We start from the raw sequence: 15,814 nt of genomic DNA, 5'->3' as shown, positions 1-15,814 counted from the left end.
ACGTCACCGCTTGTTTCGCTTCGCTCATGCCTGTTGCGTGTCGCGGCGCATCGCGACCCCTCCCGCGCATACTGCCCCGCTCCGCTCATCGCAGCACCTCGCGTTCATCGATCGCATCGCGCGATGTACCGTCGAATGCGCGCACGGCATTCCTCAGCGCGACGATGCGATCGAGCGTCAGACGCGCACGGCCGTCTTGCGCAACGGCAGTGCGGCCGTCGCAATCGACATGCCGCACCGGCTCGCCCGCCAGTTCGCCGCGCGCCCGCACGCAGACATGCACGGCCACGACATCGCGCCAGTCGTCACCGCGCAGTGCATCGGCATCGACAAACTGCGTGCCGCCGTGGCGAAGATAGCGCAACCGCAACTGATCGATTCCCGACACGGCCGGCTGCGGCGTACCCGGACGGCCGTTTCCTTCGCAATACAGCTCAGGCTCGCCCGTCGACGGACTGGTGTGCACATCGAAGCGGTTCTCCACCGGCGCACGTTCGCCGGGCACGCCGACACCCTGCCCGAGGCAATCCGACACCTGGCCGCTGACGGTGGGCCACGTCGACACGGCATCGCCGACGTAGCGGATCAGCAGCGCGTCCGACGCAGCGCGCACGGGCTCGCACCGGACCTGTGCGCCATCGCCCCTCACGCGCGCCATCGAACAGCCGAACACCGGCGGCAACGACGACATCGCTTCCGCATCGAGCGGCCGGAATCCTGCCATCTGGATCTCCTGGCCAATCAGCAACAGTGCGGTGCCGGCCGCGTCGCGCATCCGGAACCCGTCGTCCGCGCGCCGCTGTGCGACGCGCTGCGCGTGGTACAGCGCACCGGCCGCCGCAAGCACGAGCAGACCGACGGTCATCGCAATCAGCACTTCAAGCAGCGTATGCGCACGCATGCGGCGATCAGCGTGCATCGGCATCAGCCTCCCGATACGGAATCCGGACGCACGATGGCGGTTGCACCGACCTGCCCGCCGCGTCGCATCGCGGCCCGGTAGCCGCATTGCCGCCGCGCCAGCCGACAACCGCGTAGCGGACGCCACCCGGCCCGTCACCGCGCAACATCGCGCCGCCGGGCAGCGTCGCCGCGGCCCGCGCCGCGAGGCCATCGTCGGCCTGCGCGGCCACGCGCAAGCGCTCGATACGCGCATCGGCCATCCACAGCGCGCGTTCGCGCCAGATCGTCGCGCGCTGCGCACGCGCCATCGCAAGCTGGCTGCCCGCCACGGCCAGCATCACGGTCGCGAGCAGCGCGATGGCCAGCATCGCTTCGATCAGCGACGTGCCGCGCATGGCGTTGCGCATGGCGCTCACGCCGCGTCGCAGCGGCCGGCGACAACCCGTGCCCGACCGCCGGCCGCAATCCGCACGCAACGCGATACATGCGCGTCGTCACCGCCCGGCAAGTCGCGTCGCGGACGCAATTCGAAGCGCCGGATACCACCGATTGCCTGACCGGCCGGCGGCGCGAACGCGAGATCGTGCGCGGCACCCGCGACGGCCACGTCGGCATCGCGCGGATAGCGCCTCAGCACGCGCGACCGCCCGTCGACCTGCCCGCTGACGATCCAGTCGCACGACCATTCGGCCGAACCGCACCGCTCGCCGGCGCGCAGACAGGTGCTGCCGCTCCCGGCCCGGCACAGCGTAACGCGCACGCCAAGACGCGCCGCCTCGGTACGTGCAAACGACAGCGCACCGAGCAACGCACGCGAGCGTGCGTCCACACGCTCACGCATGCGCCACTGGTCGAATGCGGGCGCCGCATGGAGCGCCAGCCCGGCCGCCAGCGAGATGGCGACCATCAGCTCGGCGAGCGTGAACCCGCTCGAGCGTCGCAACAGATTTTTCAGGGGGGGAGCGTGCAGTCCCATCGCAGTCGTCCTTCGCCAAGGTGATGCGACGACTGTAGCGACGCGTGCGGACGCGCACCATTTGCCGAATGGCCGACTGGCGGCATGCGATCGCGACCGACACAATCGGCGCGAACTGACCCAACGGAGAAGACGATGAACGGACGCAGCGCGTCAGCGCTTACGCGGAGTCTTGGCGGGAGAGGCGCGACGGAACTCTTCGATCACGTCGGCAAATTCGGAAACGTCCTCGAACCGGCGATACACCGATGCGAAACGGACATAAGCGATCGTATCGAGGCCGCGCAACTCGTTCATCACGAGTTCGCCGAGCTTCTCGCTACGCACTTCGCGCTCGCCTGTCGCGAGCAGTTGATATTCGATGCGGGCGACCGCCGCGTCGATCGCGTCGGCAGCAACGGGCCGCTTGCGCAGCGCGAGTTGCATGCTGGCGACGATCTTGCGGCGGTCGAATTCCGTGCGGCTGCCATCCTTCTTCACGACGAACGGCAGGGACAACTCGACCCGCTCGTACGTCGTGAAGCGCTTGTCGCAAGCCGAGCAGCGACGGCGCCGCCGGATCGCGGCGCCATCTTCGGACACGCGGGAATCCACGACCTGCGTGTCGTCATGCCGGCAGAACGGGCAGCGCATCGTCGATCAGCGATAGACCGGGAAACGCTTGGTCAGCTCGGCAACCTGCGCACGCACGCGCTCGATCGTCGCTGCATCTTCCGGGTTGTCCAGCACGTCCGCGATCAGGTTGCCCACCTGTTCCGCTTCCGCCGGACCGAAGCCGCGCGTCGTCATCGCGGGCGAGCCCAGACGAATACCGCTCGTCACGAACGGCTTTTCCGGATCGTTCGGGATCGCGTTCTTGTTCACCGTGATGTGCGCCGCGCCCAGTGCCGCTTCCGCTGCCTTGCCCGTGATGTGCTTCGCACGCAGGTCCACCAGCATCACGTGGCTTTCCGTACGGCCCGACACGATCCGCAGCCCCCGCTTCACCAGCGTTTCGGCCAGCACCCGTGCGTTCTCGACCACCTTCTCCTGGTACGCCTTGAACTCCGGCGACAGCGCTTCCTTGAACGCCACCGCCTTCCCCGCGATCACGTGCATCAGCGGGCCGCCCTGGATCCCCGGGAAGATCGCCGAATTGATCGGCTTCTCGTACTCCGCCTTCATCAGGATCACGCCGCCGCGCGGGCCACGCAGGCTCTTGTGCGTGGTCGTCGTCACGAAGTCGGCGTGCGGCACCGGGTTCGGATACACGCCTGCCGCGATCAGGCCGGCGTAGTGCGCCATGTCGACCATCAGGTATGCGCCGACCGACTTCGCGATCTTCGCCAGGCGTTCGAAATCGATCTTCAGCGAGAACGCCGACGCGCCCGCGACGATCAGCTTCGGCTTGTGTTCCTGCGCCAGCTTCTCGGCTGCTTCGTAGTCGATGTCTTCGTTTTCGTTCAGGCCGTAGCTCACCACGTTGAACCACTTGCCCGACATGTTCACCGGCGAGCCGTGCGTCAGGTGGCCGCCGTGCGCGAGGCTCATGCCCATGATCGTGTCGCCCGGCTTGAGCATCGCGAAGAACACGCCCTGGTTCGCCTGCGAACCCGAGTTCGGCTGCACGTTCGCGGCTTCCGCGCCGAACAGCTGCTTCACACGATCGATCGCCAGCTGCTCGACCACATCGACGTATTCGCAGCCGCCGTAGTAACGCTTGCCCGGATACCCTTCCGCGTACTTGTTCGTGAGTTGCGAACCCTGCGCGGCCATCACCGCCGGGCTCGTGTAGTTTTCCGACGCGATCAGCTCGATGTGATCTTCCTGGCGGCGGTTTTCCTGCTCGATCGCGGCAAAGATTTCGGGATCGACGTTCGCAATGGTGCTTTGGGCTCTGTCAAACATACGGTTTCCGTTAAGTGTGTACAGGTTGACCGGAGCGGCCGAGTACGGTGCGCTGCTGGCGGGACCAGCTCGACGTGGCGGAGGAATCCGTATGACGCGAGGCAGGACAGCCACCGGCAATGCACGCGACGGCGCACAACGGCTGCCCAGGCGAACGGCAAGAACGGCGCCCCGCGCTTCACGGTGGGATGCTCCACCTTGAACCCGAAGGGTTCTATCGCCAGTCACGCAGGGGTGATGAGCGCGTTAGTGTATTGGATGCGTCATGAATAGGCAACCGCCCGGCGGTGCGCCGGAAGCCATTGGGGCCAGACTCTGCGCGCCCGTGCGGGAACGCTTTGCCGCCTTGCCGCGGTGCGGCAATCTCAGTAGGCTTGCGGGATACTTACCCGCTATTTTGTCATCGACCAGGAGCAGCAATGATCGTGTTCGTCACAGGCGCGTCCGCCGGCTTCGGCGCCGCCATCGCCCGTGCCTTCGTCAACGGAGGCCACCGCGTCGTCGCGACCGCGCGCCGCAAGGATCGTCTCGATGCGCTCGCCGCCGAACTCGGCGATTCCCTTCTGCCGCTCGAGCTCGACGTCCGCGACCGCGCGGCCGTCGAGGCCGTGCCGGCCGCCCTTCCAGCCGAATTCGCAGCACTCGACGTGCTCGTCAACAACGCCGGCCTCGCGCTCGGTGTCGAGCCGGCCCAAAAGGCCAGCCTCGACGAATGGCACACGATGATCGACACGAACTGCACGGGCCTCGTCACGGTCACGCACGCGCTACTGCCCGGCATGATCGCGCGGGGCCGCGGCCATATCTTCAATCTCGGCTCGGTCGCCGGCACCTATCCGTATCCGGGCGGAAACGTATACGGCGCGACCAAGGCTTTTGTCCGACAATTCAGCCTGAACCTGCGCGCCGACCTGATCGGTACGCCGTTGCGCGTGACCGACATCGAGCCGGGCCTGTGCGGCGGCACAGAATTCTCGAACGTCCGCTTCCGCGGCGACGACGCGAAGGCGGCGAACGTCTACCAGAACGTCCAGCCGCTCACGGCCGAGGACATCGCCGACACGATCTACTGGATCGCGACGCGCCCGGCGCACGTGAATATCAACACGATCGAGATGATGCCGGTCGCCCAGGCACCGGCCGGCCTCGCGATTCATCGTGGCTGAGCCGTCGCATGCAGCCGCGGGCCCGCCTCCGGCCGGCCCGCGGCATGCTACGCCGTACTACATTCCGTTACGAAACCGTTACGAATCCGGCTTCCGCCTTCCGGTAGAATGCGCGCCATGACCCAGCCTACCCGCTCGCCGGAAGCGCCCTCCGGCTTCATCTGGCCGGTGCGCGTGTACTACGAGGATACCGACGCAGGCGGCATCGTCTTCTATGCCAACTACCTGAAGTTCTTCGAACGCGCCCGCACCGAGTGGCTGCGCGCATGCGGCATCGACCAGCGTCAGCTCGCCGACAATGCCGACGCGATCTTCGTCGTCCGCAGCACGTCGCTCGACTACCGCGCACCGGCGCGACTCGACGACACACTGGCGATCACGAGCCAGCCCGGACGCATCGGCCGCGCATCGGTGGAATTCACACAGGAAGCCTGGTGCGGGAACACGCTGCTCGTGGCCGGACACATCCGTCTCGGCTGCGTCGACCGTACCGGCATCCGGCCCGCGGCCATCCCGCCGGTCGTGCTCGACGCGCTGCAGCGCGGGCCCGTCATCGAAACCGGGCAGACTGTATTGTCAACGAAGCTCGCCTGAGCCCCGTTTAGACAAAGCCCATGAACTTGCCTTTCTGATTCGATACTAAGCAAGGTTCGGCGTCAGGCATGGCCGGCGCGCCGCGCCGCACGCATACCGGACGCCCCGAAGGGACGTTACTCAAACCTCTATGAACACTTCTCAAGACCTGTCGATCATTTCCCTCGTCCTCAACGCGAGCGTGCTGGCCCAGGCCGTGATGGGGCTGCTGCTGCTGCTGTCGCTGATGTCGTGGACCTTCATCTTCCGCAAGTGGTTTGCGATCCGCCGCGCACGCGCGCAGACCGAACGCTTCGAGAAGGATTTCTGGTCGGGCGGCGACCTGCAGGCGCTGTACCAGAGCGCCGCCAACAACCGCCACACGATCGGCGCGCTCGAGCGGATCTTCGAATCGGGCATGCGCGAGTTCCTGAAGGCGAAGGAAAAGCGCATCAGCGATCCGGGCCTCGTGCTCGACGGTGCACGCCGTGCGATGCGCGCGTCGTTCCAGCGTGAAATGGATGTACTTGAGGCGAACCTCGCGTTCCTCGCATCGGTCGGCTCGGTCAGCCCGTACATCGGTCTGTTCGGCACGGTCTGGGGGATCATGAACTCGTTCCGCGGCCTCGCGAACGTGCAGCAGGCCACGCTCGCGAACGTCGCCCCGGGCATCGCCGAGGCGCTCGTCGCCACCGCGATCGGCCTGTTCGCCGCGATTCCGGCGGTGGTCGCGTACAACCGCTACGCGCACGACATCGACCGCCTCGCGATCCGTTTCGAGACCTTCATCGAAGAGTTCTCGAACATCCTGCAGCGTCAGGCCCAGTAAGGAGCGCGCCATGGCAGGAAGTCCCATCCGATCCAGCATGCGCGGCGGCCGCTCGCGCCGCGCAATGGCCGACATCAACGTCGTGCCGTACATCGACGTGATGCTGGTGCTGCTCGTGATCTTCATGGTCACCGCACCGCTCGTCGCCCCGTCGATCATCAACCTGCCGACCGTCGGCAACGCCGCGCCGCAGGAGCAGACGCCGCCCGTCGTCGTCAACATCAAGGCCGATCGCACGATGAGCGTCAAGTACAAGGGCGACTCGGGCGCGACCCAGGAAGACACGATGACGAAGGCCGAGCTCGACAGCTTCATTTCGGCCCGGCAGGCCGACCATCCCGACCAGCCGGTCGTGATCGCGGCCGACAAGACCGTGCAGTACGATGCAGTCATGACCGTGATGTCCGATCTGAAGGCGCGCGGCGTCAAGCGCGTCGGCCTCCTCGTCAAATCGCAATGAACCGGCAGCAATCCACGCGCAGCTCCGCCTACCCGCCTCGACCTCCCCGCGAGCGGGGCACCTGGCGCGCATTCGCGCTCGCCGCGCTGATGCACGTGCTGCTCGCGCTGTTCCTCTATCACGGCGTGCAGTGGCAGAACAGCACCCCGGCGGGCGCCGAAGCCGAGCTGTGGACCGAGGTGCCCGATGTCCCCGCGCCGCGGCCCGTTGTCACACCGGCACCGCCCGTGAAGGTCGCGCCGCCCGCTCCCCCGGTGCGCGACGAGCAGGCCGACATCGCGCTGCAGCAGAAGAAGCGGCAGCAGGAAGCCGCCGCGCGTGAAGCGCTGCTCGAACAGCAGCGCCGCGCGCAGCAACTGAAGGCCCAGCAGGAAGAGGAAGCCCGACGCGCGCAGCTCGCAGCGCAGGCAGCCGCGCTCGCCGCGCAGAAGGCCGCGGAACGCGACAAGCAGAAGCAGGCCGACAAGCTCAAGCAACAGCAGCTCGCCGAGCAGCAGAAGCTCGAACAGCAGAAACTCCAGCAGCAGAAGCAGGCGCAGCTCGAAGCGCAGCAGGCGGCGAAGGCGAAGGCCGACGCGGCCGCGAAGGCAAAGGCGGAAGCCCAGGCCAAGGCGAAGGCCGAAGCCACGGCGCGCGCGAAGGCCAATGCGGCGGCGAACGCGAAGCTCGACCGCGAGCGCAGCGCCCGCCTGGCACAGATGCAGGGCCTGTCCGGCGCCGGTGAAGGCGGCGGCGAAGGCCTCGCGAAAAGCGGCACGGGCACGGGCTCAGGCGGCAATGCCGCAACGCCCGGCTATGCCGACAAGGTGCGCCGCCGCGTCAAACCGAACATCGTTTGGGGTGGCGAGCGAGCAGGCCTGACCACCGTCGTCAAGATTCGGTGCACGCCGTCCGGTGACGTATTGAGCGCATCGGTTTCCCGCTCCAGCGGGAATTCGGGGTGGGATCAAGCCGTGGTCAATGCGATCCACGCATCGATCCCGTTGCCGCCCGATTCTAACGGTCGTACCCCGTCGGACATTACGATTACCTTCAAGGCGGCGGAGTGAAAGGAAATGCGCTTACACTCCGGGCATCGCTGTCGGACGGGAACGAATCGGGTATTTTTACTGTCTCTGCCGTTGCGCAGCGATCCAAGCCATACGGGAAGCAAGAAGCATGAGTTTGATGACAAAGCTAGGTTTCAGGGCACTCGTGGCCTCGTGTCTGATTACGGCGGGCAGCGCCGCTAACGCCCAGGTCAACGTGCTGATCACCGGTGTCGGGTCGACCCAGTTCCCCATCGCCACCGCGAATTTCGCGAACGAGGCGAACCTGCCGCAGCAGGTCACGTCGATCGTCCGTGCCGACCTCGCCCGCAGCGGCAAATTCACCAACATCGACGCGGGCAGCACGCCGGTGCCGGAGACCGCCTCGGTCGATCTCGGCGCATGGAAGGCCAAGGGCGCCAATGCGTTCGTCGCCGGCAGCGTGAACCGCGAGGCGAACGGCCAGTACAAGGTCAACTTCATCCTGTACGACACCGTGAAACAGCAAAGCCTCGGCGGCCTGTCGCTGACGGCCACCGACACCACGCTGCGCACGGCCGGCCACAAGATCGCCGACTACATCTACCAGAAGCTGCTCGGCGTGCGCGGCGTGTTCGCCACGCGCCTGTCGTACGTGATCAAGACCGGTAACCGCTACCAGTTGCAGATCTCGGATTCGGACGGCCAGAACCCGCGCATCGCGCTGTCGAGCACCGAGCCGATCATCTCGCCGTCGTGGTCGCCGAGCGGCACGAAGGTCGCGTACGTGTCGTTCGAGCGCAAGAAGCCGATCGTCTACATCCACGACCTGCCGACCGGCCGCCGCTACATCGTCTCCGACCAGAAGGGCAACAACAGCGCACCGGCCTGGTCGCCGGACAGCAACACGCTGGCCGTCGCGCTGTCGCTGACGGGCAATACGCAAATCTATACGGTCAACTCGACGGGCGGCGGCCTGCGCCGCCTCACGCAGAGCAGCTCGATCGACACCGAGCCGTTCTACTCGCCGGATGGCCGCTGGATCTACTTCACGAGCGATCGCGGCGGCGCGCCGCAAATCTACCGGATGCCCGCACAGGGCGAAAGCGCCGGTGCCGCGCAGCGCGTGACCTTCACGGGCAGCTACAACACGAGTCCGCGCATCAGCCCGGACGGCAAGCTGCTCGCTTACATCTCCCGCACGGGCGGGGGCTTCAAGCTGTACGTTCAGGATCTGCAGACCGGCGCGGCGAACGCCATCACGAATACGAATCGCGACGAATCGCCGAGCTTCGCGGCAAACGGCCAGTACCTTCTGTACGCTACCCAGTCGGGTGGTCGCAATGTTCTGGCAGCAGTGCCCTCCGACGGCAGCGCGCCGCCGCAAATCCTGTCCGTCCAGGGCGGCTCCGTTCGTGAGCCGTCGTGGGGGCCCTTCATGCAATGACCACAAGGAGAGTAAACATGATGTCGAATAAAGCTCGTCTGGCCCTGGCCGTGATGATGATCAGCGCGCTCGCAGCGTGCAAGTCGGGCGTGAAGCTCGACGACAAGGCAAACAACGCGGGTGCAGTCAGCACGCAACCGAGCGCCGACAACGTCGCGCAAGTGAACGTCGATCCGCTGAACGACCCGAACAGCCCGCTCGCGAAGCGCAGCATCTACTTCGACTTCGACAGCTATTCGGTGAAGGACGAGTACCAGCCGCTGATGCAGCAGCACGCTCAGTACCTGAAGAGCCACCCGCAACGCCACGTGCTGATCCAGGGCAACACCGACGAACGCGGCACGAGCGAGTACAACCTCGCGCTGGGCCAGAAGCGTGCGGAAGCCGTCCGTCGTGCGATGGCACTGCTCGGCGTGAACGATTCGCAAATGGAAGCCGTGAGCCTCGGCAAGGAAAAGCCGCAGGCAACGGGTCACGACGAAGCATCGTGGGCGCAGAACCGTCGCGCCGACCTCGTCTACCAACAGTAAGTAACGGAAGAATCGCCGTATGACGCACCGTGTATCCCTGCTGCGCGTTGCCGCAGCATTCTGCGTCGCCGGCGCGGCGTGGTCGGCCGCGCCGGCGCACGCCGGCGTGTTCGACGACAACGAAGCGCGCCGCGCCGTGCTCGATCTGCGCAGCAAAACCGACAACCTGGCGAACCAGTTGTCGGCGGCGCAGCGGACGATCCTCGATCAATCCGGCCGTCTCGACCAGCTGAACCAGCAGGTCGCGACGCTGCGCGGCGAGAACGAGGATCTGACGAACCGGCTGACGACGCTCGAGCGGCAGCAGAAGGAGTACTACCAGGATCTCGACACGCGGCTCAAGAAGTTCGAGCCGCAGCAGGCGACGATCGATGGTGTCGAAGGCACCGTGCAGCCGGGTGAAACGGATGCGCTCAATGCGGCGCAGCAGCAGTTCCGCAACGGCAACTTCAAGGCGGCGGCCGCGTCGTTCCGCGCGTTCATCGCGAAGTATCCGCAGAGCCCCTACCAGCCGACCGCGCAGTACTGGTACGGCAATGCGCAATACGCGCTGCGCGACTACCGCGGCTCGACCGCTACGTGGCAAGGGATCGTCAGCAAGTTCCCGCAGCACCCGCGCGCGGCCGACGCCCTCGTGGCGATCGGCACGAACCAGCTCGAGCAAGGCCAGAAGGCGGCCGCGAAGAAGACGTTCGAGCAGGTCGTTTCGCAGTATGCCGGGTCGAACGCTGCGCAGACCGCGCAGGGCAAGCTCGAGACGATCAAATAATTATCGCGGCGGGTTGTTGACAGCCTGGCAACCCGTCGCTATAATCTTTTGCTCTTTGGGTCGCTTGCAACGTTGTTGAAGCAACGAACCAACCGGTTTCAAGAACGTGGGGTGGTAACTCAGTTGGTTAGAGTATCTGACTTTTAATCAGAGAGTCGAGGGTTCGAGTCCCTCCCACCCTACCAACTATCTTTGATAGTGCAAATTAAAGCCTCCCAAGTGGAGGCTTTTTTGCGTCTGGCGCTTCTGCGTCGACGCGCGGCATCGCGATGATGCCCGCACACACTCAGTCGCGCCCTCCCCCCGGCTTCGGTAGAAGCGTCTCTCCCTTCAAGCCGGCGTAAAGAAACGCGATCGTGAAAGCGATCGAGATGATCGACTCGAGCCATAGGTTCGTGAACGTGTCGACTCTTGCGCTGGCCAGCGGCCTGGCCGGATCATAGCGAACCGGCACCGTGTCACCGACCTCCACCGTCACGAAGCTCCCCGGAAACGATACGCGCTCGCCAGCCTTCGTCACGAACTCGATCAGTGGGTGATGCTCGCCGTGAGTCAACCGGACGACCGTTCCCTGCACGGCAACAGACGCCTCGATGAAAGCGAACCGTTCGTCGATCGATGCCGCGCTCCACACCGCCAGGATCACGCCGATGGCCGGCGCCACGTAATTGCACCTCCCGGTCTCGTCGGCCATCCTGTTTCCGGATTTCGATCCGCTCATGACTCCCACACCGGACGGGGCCGGCAATGCACGGCCCGTGCGTCAGCGCACACTGACGTCGCGCAGCACCGCCCCATATCCCGCGTACAGATTGCCGACCGGCAGCAACTGTTGTTCGGCGAGTTGCCGATGCACGACCCGCAGGTTATGGAACGGCATCCGCGTGAACAGGTGATGTTCGATATGAAAATGAATCGCGTGCGGGCCGAACAGGAACGTCTGCCATGAACGCCGGGCGATGGTGCGCGCGTTGCGGCTCTGGTCGGCACCGGCCGGCAGCCCCGCATGCTCGAAGATCGCGCGCACCTGCCCGGCGAGCGGCAACAGCGTGACGGACGGCAGGATCCACAGCGTCACGTACAGCAACGGATGTCCGGCCCATGCGAGCGCGCCGAACAGCACACCGTTGCCGGCCAGCATCGATACGACTTCCCACGCGGCATACGCGCGCGATTTCCCGACCTTCGGCAACGCGTGGGCAAACGCGCCGCGGGCGAGCTTCACGACACTCGTCACGTAGCCGATCCCGCACGCGTACGCGAGCAGGCGGCCGATCAGCCGCCCGCGCGTTACCGGATAGTCGTGCACGCCGAACAGCAGCGCGACGGGATCGTCCTGCTCCATCGGTGCGCGGTGGTGCTTCAGATGGCCTGCACGATACGTACGCAGCGACAGCCACAACGGGCCGGCCGCGAACAGTTGGCCCAGCGCGTCATTGACGTGCCGATTCCGCGCCAGCAACCCGTGCGCGCCTTCGTGCATCATGACCGCGAGCGCAAGCTGGCTGCGCGCGATCACGATCGCGGCCAACGCGTACGCGAGCGGATGCGCAAACGCGATCGCAGCCGCGAACGCAGCGGCAATCATCAGCCAGTCGCCCGCCAGCGCCGCGCCGACTCGCAACGCGCTCACGCGAAACAGCGCGGGATCGGGCACGAACCGCGCAAGCTCGACATTCGGCCCGGCGTGGTGAACATGGGCATCCGTCATGCGAACCTCCTGCGCAGCGCACGCCGCTCGACCCACAGCGCACTGGCCATCGCGAGCGCCACGCCGCCCAGCACATCGGCCAGCGTATGCTGCTTGAGCGTCAGCGTCGACGTGCAGATCAGCAGGCCGACCGCCACTGTCACGAGCCGCCGGCGGTCCGCCAGCATCCGGCAGGCAAGGCACGTCACCGCGACATGCAGGCTCGGAAAGCCGTTGGCCGCGAGATCGAGCTGCCACATGCGCGCGAGACGGTGGCGCACGAACGCGTTGCCGATCTCCGCGACGTCGGGCCGCGGCACGGCTTCCGGAAACATCAGGAAGCACGCGACACCGAGCACGAACGCGATCAGCACGGCCTCCTTGAACGCGGCGAACGCGGGCGGCCGCGCATAGGCGGCAAGCGCAATCACGAACGGAAAGAAGCCGACATAGACGAACCACGACCACGCGATGAACGGAATCCGCGCATCGATCGCCGTGGCGAACACATAGCGCGGCGTGACGCTGCGCTCCAGCAAAAAGAAGATCGCGAGGCCGGCGGCCATGCCGAACGCCGCGGCCAGCATCTGCCGGATATCGGGCCGGCGATCGTCACGAAACGACAGCGAATTCATCGTGGCGCCGGCGCCTCGCATCGAGTCTGCGCATCGGTCACCTGTGCACGCGGATGCAGCGCCAGGAGGCGCGACGTCCATGCGTCCACACGTGCACGCGCATGCTCGCGACCGGCGACCGTCCCTGCCTGCGTGCCGGGATTGCGCATCAGTTCGGCTGCAGCCTGCCCGACTTCCCGCCGGAACGCGGCCGCGTCGCCGCGCCACGTGACGACCCGATGCACGAGTTGCAACCGCGCGGCGCGCTCGGCGTTGCTCGCCTGCTCGGGCTGATCGGACTGCACGAGCAGGATCGGGCGGTGATACACGCGTGCGATCGACAGCGCAGCCATGCCGGGCGCCGACACGATCAGCGGTGCATGAGCGGCGTGCGTCACCCAGTCGGCGTCGACACCGGTCCAGCCGTCATGCCCGGCATAGCCTTCGCCCACACGGTGGGTGGCGATTCCTGCGTCGCGCATGCCGGCCGACAACGCATCGGCGAGCGCGACATCGCGAAAGTGCGGGTTCAGATAAATCGCCGCTGCAGCCGGTTCCGACGCCGGCCGCCCGGCGACGATCGGCACCGGCGTCGGCAGCCGGTAATGCGTGCACGATCGCCGGACTTCATCGGCGGCATCGTATGCGAAATCGTGCTCGATGCAGCACCGCGCCGAATCGATCTGCCAGTCGACGATCCGTGCAAAAGCACGCGCCAGTGCGCGCGGCAGCCGCGCATCGAAATTCGCGGTCAACGCACGGCGCAGGCTTCCGCCATAAACATGGACGATGCGGCGCCGCCAGCCCGGCATCGCGCCCATGAACAGCAGCGCCGGATGAAACGAGTCGTTGATCACGAGATCGGCATCGCGGACCATCGCTCGCAGCCGCACGATGTCGCGCAGCATGCGCGTCGGCCTGAACACATAGTGCGCGACATTGCGATCGGTCGCGTCGCGCAGCATGTTCTGCCGTTCGTCGAACTGCACCGCGTAGTGACGGGACAGCACGGCCGCATCGATGTCGAACGCAGCCAGGAACGCCTGCCCTGCGTCGGACGTCGTCAGCACGTCGACCCGCGCGCCCGCCGCACGCAACGCATGCACGAGCAGTTGCGCGCGCATCAGGTGGCCGCGTGCGTCGGCCGTCGCGAGATAGACGATCCGCGGCATCATGCGCGCGGACGAAGCGACTGGAGCCAGCCGGCCGCCACCATCGCCAGCGCACCCGTCACGCCGAAACCGGCTTCGATCGCGCGGATCTCATCCAGCAACGCGGCGAGATGCGCGGCCTCGGACGGCGCAACGAGGCGGCGCAGCGTATCCGAGCAAAGCCTGACATGCCGCGTCTCGTCGGCGAGCACGCGCGAGAGCAACGGATACAGCGGATGCGCGGCGCCGATCGTCTCGCAATGGCGAGCGAGCACGCGCATCGCCATCTGTTCCGCGCACAGACCCGTCGCATAGGCCGGCACGAGCACGCCTTGCGAGAAACGGGGCGCATGGCGCTGCGCGAGCCGGCGCCATCGCATGATCTTGCGCCGGCTCAGCCAGTCGGGCTCATGCGGTGCAGCCGACGGCGCGACGCCACGCTCGCGCAGCGCATCGGCGAACGCGGCCGCGTGGCGACGCTCGTCCGCGAGATGCTGCTCGATCCGAGGCGCAAGCCAGTCCGGCGGCTGTCCGGTCCAGTCCTCGTGCAACGCGCATTCGGTCGCTTCCTCGCCGATCAGGTACATTCGCAGCACCCAGCGTTCGCCATGTGTGCTGCGATGCAGCTGCCGGATCGCCGCCCGCTTGATGCGATCGACGAGGTACGCGCGCACCCGCGCCGCACCGCGCGGCACGGGCGCATCGAGACAGTCGAAGCGTGCATCGTGCGCCGCCTGCGGCGACGCCGGCAGTTCGCCAGCCGCGGTCATGCCGGCACGCCCCGAATGGACGCGGATTTCGCCACGGGCGCCGCAACGGCGGCCGGATCGCGACGCCATCCGAGGATCAGGCCGATAAAGCTTTCCTGCATGAACGCGTGCGCGGAGGCGGTCGCACCCGCAAAGGCTTCCTCGCGGCCGTTGACGCGCAGATAGCCGTTGCCGTCACGCGCGCCGAATTCGATCCGGTCGTTCTTCCGGAAGCCGCGTGCACGCATGTCCTTCACGAGCGCGCTACCGTCGAGGCCGAACAGGAACAACTCCCGCTGAGCGACCCACACCGGAATGTGATTGCTCAGCGCATCGAAACGAATCGTCCACGTGCCGGATGCGAGTGCGCGATCGACGTCGGCATCGTGCGGCGCGTTCGACGTAAAGCTCGCACGCGCGACCGACTTCGTCAGGCCGCCCACGCCAAGCGCGATCGTGATGTCGTCCGCGGACGGCTGCTTCGGATCGGTCGCACTCACCTTCACGAGATGCCGCGCGAGCCGCGATGCAAGCGACGGATGCGCGAACAGCGCCAGCGTTTCGTCCGGCGTGAGCACGTCGCGCTCGCCGTCGCCCTCCTTCACGCGCACGCGATACGGATCGATCCGGACATCGGTGAACGTGCCGTGCACGGGCGCATGGACGTACACGTCGCGGTCCCATTTCGCGCCGTCACGACGCAGCAGCACATGCACACTCAACGGCACGCGCCGGCCGTCGCCGTCGACGCCCGTGCCCTGCAGCAGCACGTCGCCGAGCACGTCCTTCGTGCGGCGCGTCGCATCGCTCGAGAAGACGATCGCGTGCGTGTCGGTATCGATGCTCGCGTGAACGTCTGGCGCATCGAGCGCGACGCGATTGCAGTCCGTCGCGGCCGAGTTCGCGAACGGGCAGCCGCTTTGCGACGCAAAGTGGTAGATTCCGCGCCCCGCATGATCGACCGGCGCGGCATGGGCGCCGGCGCTGGCGGCAAACAGGGCGAGGCAGGCAACACGGGCGGCGAGAGAAGGCATGGTCGTTGTCGGGATAGATGCAGGGTGTC

19 protein-coding genes, 1 tRNA gene and 1 riboswitch are annotated in these 15,814 nt (G+C 66.5%); of the genes, 9 read left to right on the top strand and 11 right to left on the bottom strand.

What is annotated here, in order from left to right:
• Nucleotides 1–85: 85 nt before the first annotated feature.
• The 5 genes from ACPTTC_RS04215 to glyA all read right to left on the bottom strand — a co-directional run bounded on the left by ACPTTC_RS04215 (nt 86) and on the right by glyA (nt 3,766).
• Nucleotides 86–925: a PilW family protein gene (locus tag ACPTTC_RS04215; protein ID WP_423391641.1), complete on the bottom strand. Its 840-nt coding sequence runs from the start codon at nt 923–925 to the stop codon at nt 86–88.
• A complete protein-coding gene (locus tag ACPTTC_RS04210; RefSeq protein ID WP_423391640.1) occupies nt 909–1,319 on the bottom strand; it encodes a type IV pilus modification PilV family protein in 411 nt (136 codons plus the stop codon). Before ACPTTC_RS04210 ends, ACPTTC_RS04215 begins: the two co-directional genes overlap by 17 nt.
• Entirely contained in the window at nt 1,316–1,879 is a 564-nt protein-coding gene (locus tag ACPTTC_RS04205; RefSeq protein ID WP_423391639.1) for a GspH/FimT family pseudopilin, read from the bottom strand. Before ACPTTC_RS04205 ends, ACPTTC_RS04210 begins: the two co-directional genes overlap by 4 nt.
• 153 nt (nt 1,880–2,032) lie before the next feature.
• Nucleotides 2,033–2,512, bottom strand: a complete 480-nt coding sequence (nrdR, locus tag ACPTTC_RS04200) for a transcriptional regulator NrdR (RefSeq protein ID WP_006476792.1) — start codon at nt 2,510–2,512, stop codon at nt 2,033–2,035.
• A 6-nt stretch (nt 2,513–2,518) separates the two neighbouring features.
• Entirely contained in the window at nt 2,519–3,766 is a 1,248-nt protein-coding gene (gene glyA / locus ACPTTC_RS04195) for a serine hydroxymethyltransferase (RefSeq protein ID WP_069255884.1), read from the bottom strand.
• Nucleotides 3,767–3,903: 137 nt separating this feature from the next.
• Nucleotides 3,904–4,004, bottom strand: a riboswitch (ZMP/ZTP riboswitch).
• 181 nt (nt 4,005–4,185) lie between these two features.
• Here glyA and ACPTTC_RS04190 point away from each other — a divergent pair.
• From ACPTTC_RS04190 to ACPTTC_RS04150, 9 genes are all read left to right on the top strand, one after another.
• On the top strand, nt 4,186–4,932 hold the full coding sequence (locus ACPTTC_RS04190; protein WP_423391638.1) for an SDR family oxidoreductase: 747 nt from the start codon (nt 4,186–4,188) through the stop codon (nt 4,930–4,932).
• A 108-nt stretch (nt 4,933–5,040) separates the two neighbouring features.
• Nucleotides 5,041–5,526, top strand: coding sequence for a tol-pal system-associated acyl-CoA thioesterase (gene ybgC / locus ACPTTC_RS04185; protein WP_423391637.1), 486 nt, complete (start codon nt 5,041–5,043; stop codon nt 5,524–5,526).
• A gap of 130 nt (nt 5,527–5,656) precedes the next feature.
• On the top strand, nt 5,657–6,334 hold the full coding sequence (gene tolQ / locus ACPTTC_RS04180) for a protein TolQ (protein ID WP_021157170.1): 678 nt from the start codon (nt 5,657–5,659) through the stop codon (nt 6,332–6,334).
• A gap of 10 nt (nt 6,335–6,344) precedes the next feature.
• On the top strand, nt 6,345–6,794 hold the full coding sequence (gene tolR / locus ACPTTC_RS04175; protein ID WP_006484943.1) for a protein TolR: 450 nt from the start codon (nt 6,345–6,347) through the stop codon (nt 6,792–6,794).
• Entirely contained in the window at nt 6,791–7,843 is a 1,053-nt protein-coding gene (gene tolA, locus ACPTTC_RS04170; RefSeq protein ID WP_423391636.1) for a cell envelope integrity protein TolA, read from the top strand. The genes tolR and tolA overlap by 4 nt, the downstream gene beginning before the upstream one ends.
• A 109-nt stretch (nt 7,844–7,952) precedes the next feature.
• Nucleotides 7,953–9,248: a Tol-Pal system beta propeller repeat protein TolB gene (gene tolB / locus ACPTTC_RS04165; protein WP_423391635.1), complete on the top strand. Its 1,296-nt coding sequence runs from the start codon at nt 7,953–7,955 to the stop codon at nt 9,246–9,248.
• Nucleotides 9,249–9,265: 17 nt separating this feature from the next.
• Nucleotides 9,266–9,778 carry a peptidoglycan-associated lipoprotein Pal gene (gene pal / locus ACPTTC_RS04160; protein ID WP_006484980.1) on the top strand — a complete coding sequence of 171 codons (513 nt, stop codon included), beginning with the start codon at nt 9,266–9,268 and terminating at the stop codon, nt 9,776–9,778.
• Nucleotides 9,779–9,797: 19 nt separating this feature from the next.
• A complete protein-coding gene (gene ybgF, locus ACPTTC_RS04155; protein WP_175966692.1) occupies nt 9,798–10,547 on the top strand; it encodes a tol-pal system protein YbgF in 750 nt (249 codons plus the stop codon).
• Nucleotides 10,548–10,655: 108 nt separating this feature from the next.
• Nucleotides 10,656–10,732, top strand: a tRNA-Lys gene (locus ACPTTC_RS04150).
• Between the two features lie 101 nt (nt 10,733–10,833).
• Here the strand turns inward: ACPTTC_RS04150 and ACPTTC_RS04145 are convergent.
• The 6 genes from ACPTTC_RS04145 to ACPTTC_RS04120 all read right to left on the bottom strand — a co-directional run bounded on the left by ACPTTC_RS04145 (nt 10,834) and on the right by ACPTTC_RS04120 (nt 15,785).
• Nucleotides 10,834–11,241 (bottom strand): DUF3592 domain-containing protein, encoded by a 408-nt coding sequence (locus ACPTTC_RS04145; protein ID WP_423391634.1) that lies wholly within the window; start codon nt 11,239–11,241, stop codon nt 10,834–10,836.
• Nucleotides 11,242–11,310: 69 nt separating this feature from the next.
• Nucleotides 11,311–12,258 carry a fatty acid desaturase family protein gene (locus ACPTTC_RS04140; protein WP_423391633.1) on the bottom strand — a complete coding sequence of 316 codons (948 nt, stop codon included), beginning with the start codon at nt 12,256–12,258 and terminating at the stop codon, nt 11,311–11,313.
• Nucleotides 12,255–12,872, bottom strand: coding sequence for a phosphatase PAP2 family protein (locus ACPTTC_RS04135; RefSeq protein WP_423391632.1), 618 nt, complete (start codon nt 12,870–12,872; stop codon nt 12,255–12,257). The genes ACPTTC_RS04140 and ACPTTC_RS04135 overlap by 4 nt, the downstream gene beginning before the upstream one ends.
• On the bottom strand, nt 12,869–14,026 hold the full coding sequence (locus ACPTTC_RS04130) for a hypothetical protein (RefSeq protein ID WP_423391631.1): 1,158 nt from the start codon (nt 14,024–14,026) through the stop codon (nt 12,869–12,871). Before ACPTTC_RS04130 ends, ACPTTC_RS04135 begins: the two co-directional genes overlap by 4 nt.
• Nucleotides 14,023–14,772: a hypothetical protein gene (locus ACPTTC_RS04125; protein WP_423391630.1), complete on the bottom strand. Its 750-nt coding sequence runs from the start codon at nt 14,770–14,772 to the stop codon at nt 14,023–14,025. The genes ACPTTC_RS04130 and ACPTTC_RS04125 overlap by 4 nt, the downstream gene beginning before the upstream one ends.
• Complete coding sequence (locus tag ACPTTC_RS04120; protein ID WP_423391629.1) at nt 14,769–15,785, bottom strand: hypothetical protein; 1,017 nt, start codon at nt 15,783–15,785, stop codon at nt 14,769–14,771. Before ACPTTC_RS04120 ends, ACPTTC_RS04125 begins: the two co-directional genes overlap by 4 nt.
• Nucleotides 15,786–15,814 lie beyond the last annotated feature (29 nt).

The sequence above is a fragment of the Burkholderia mycopellens genome (assembly GCF_964265025.1).
GTDB lineage: Bacteria > Pseudomonadota > Gammaproteobacteria > Burkholderiales > Burkholderiaceae > Burkholderia.
This window is presented reverse-complemented; position numbering and strand designations above follow the sequence as displayed.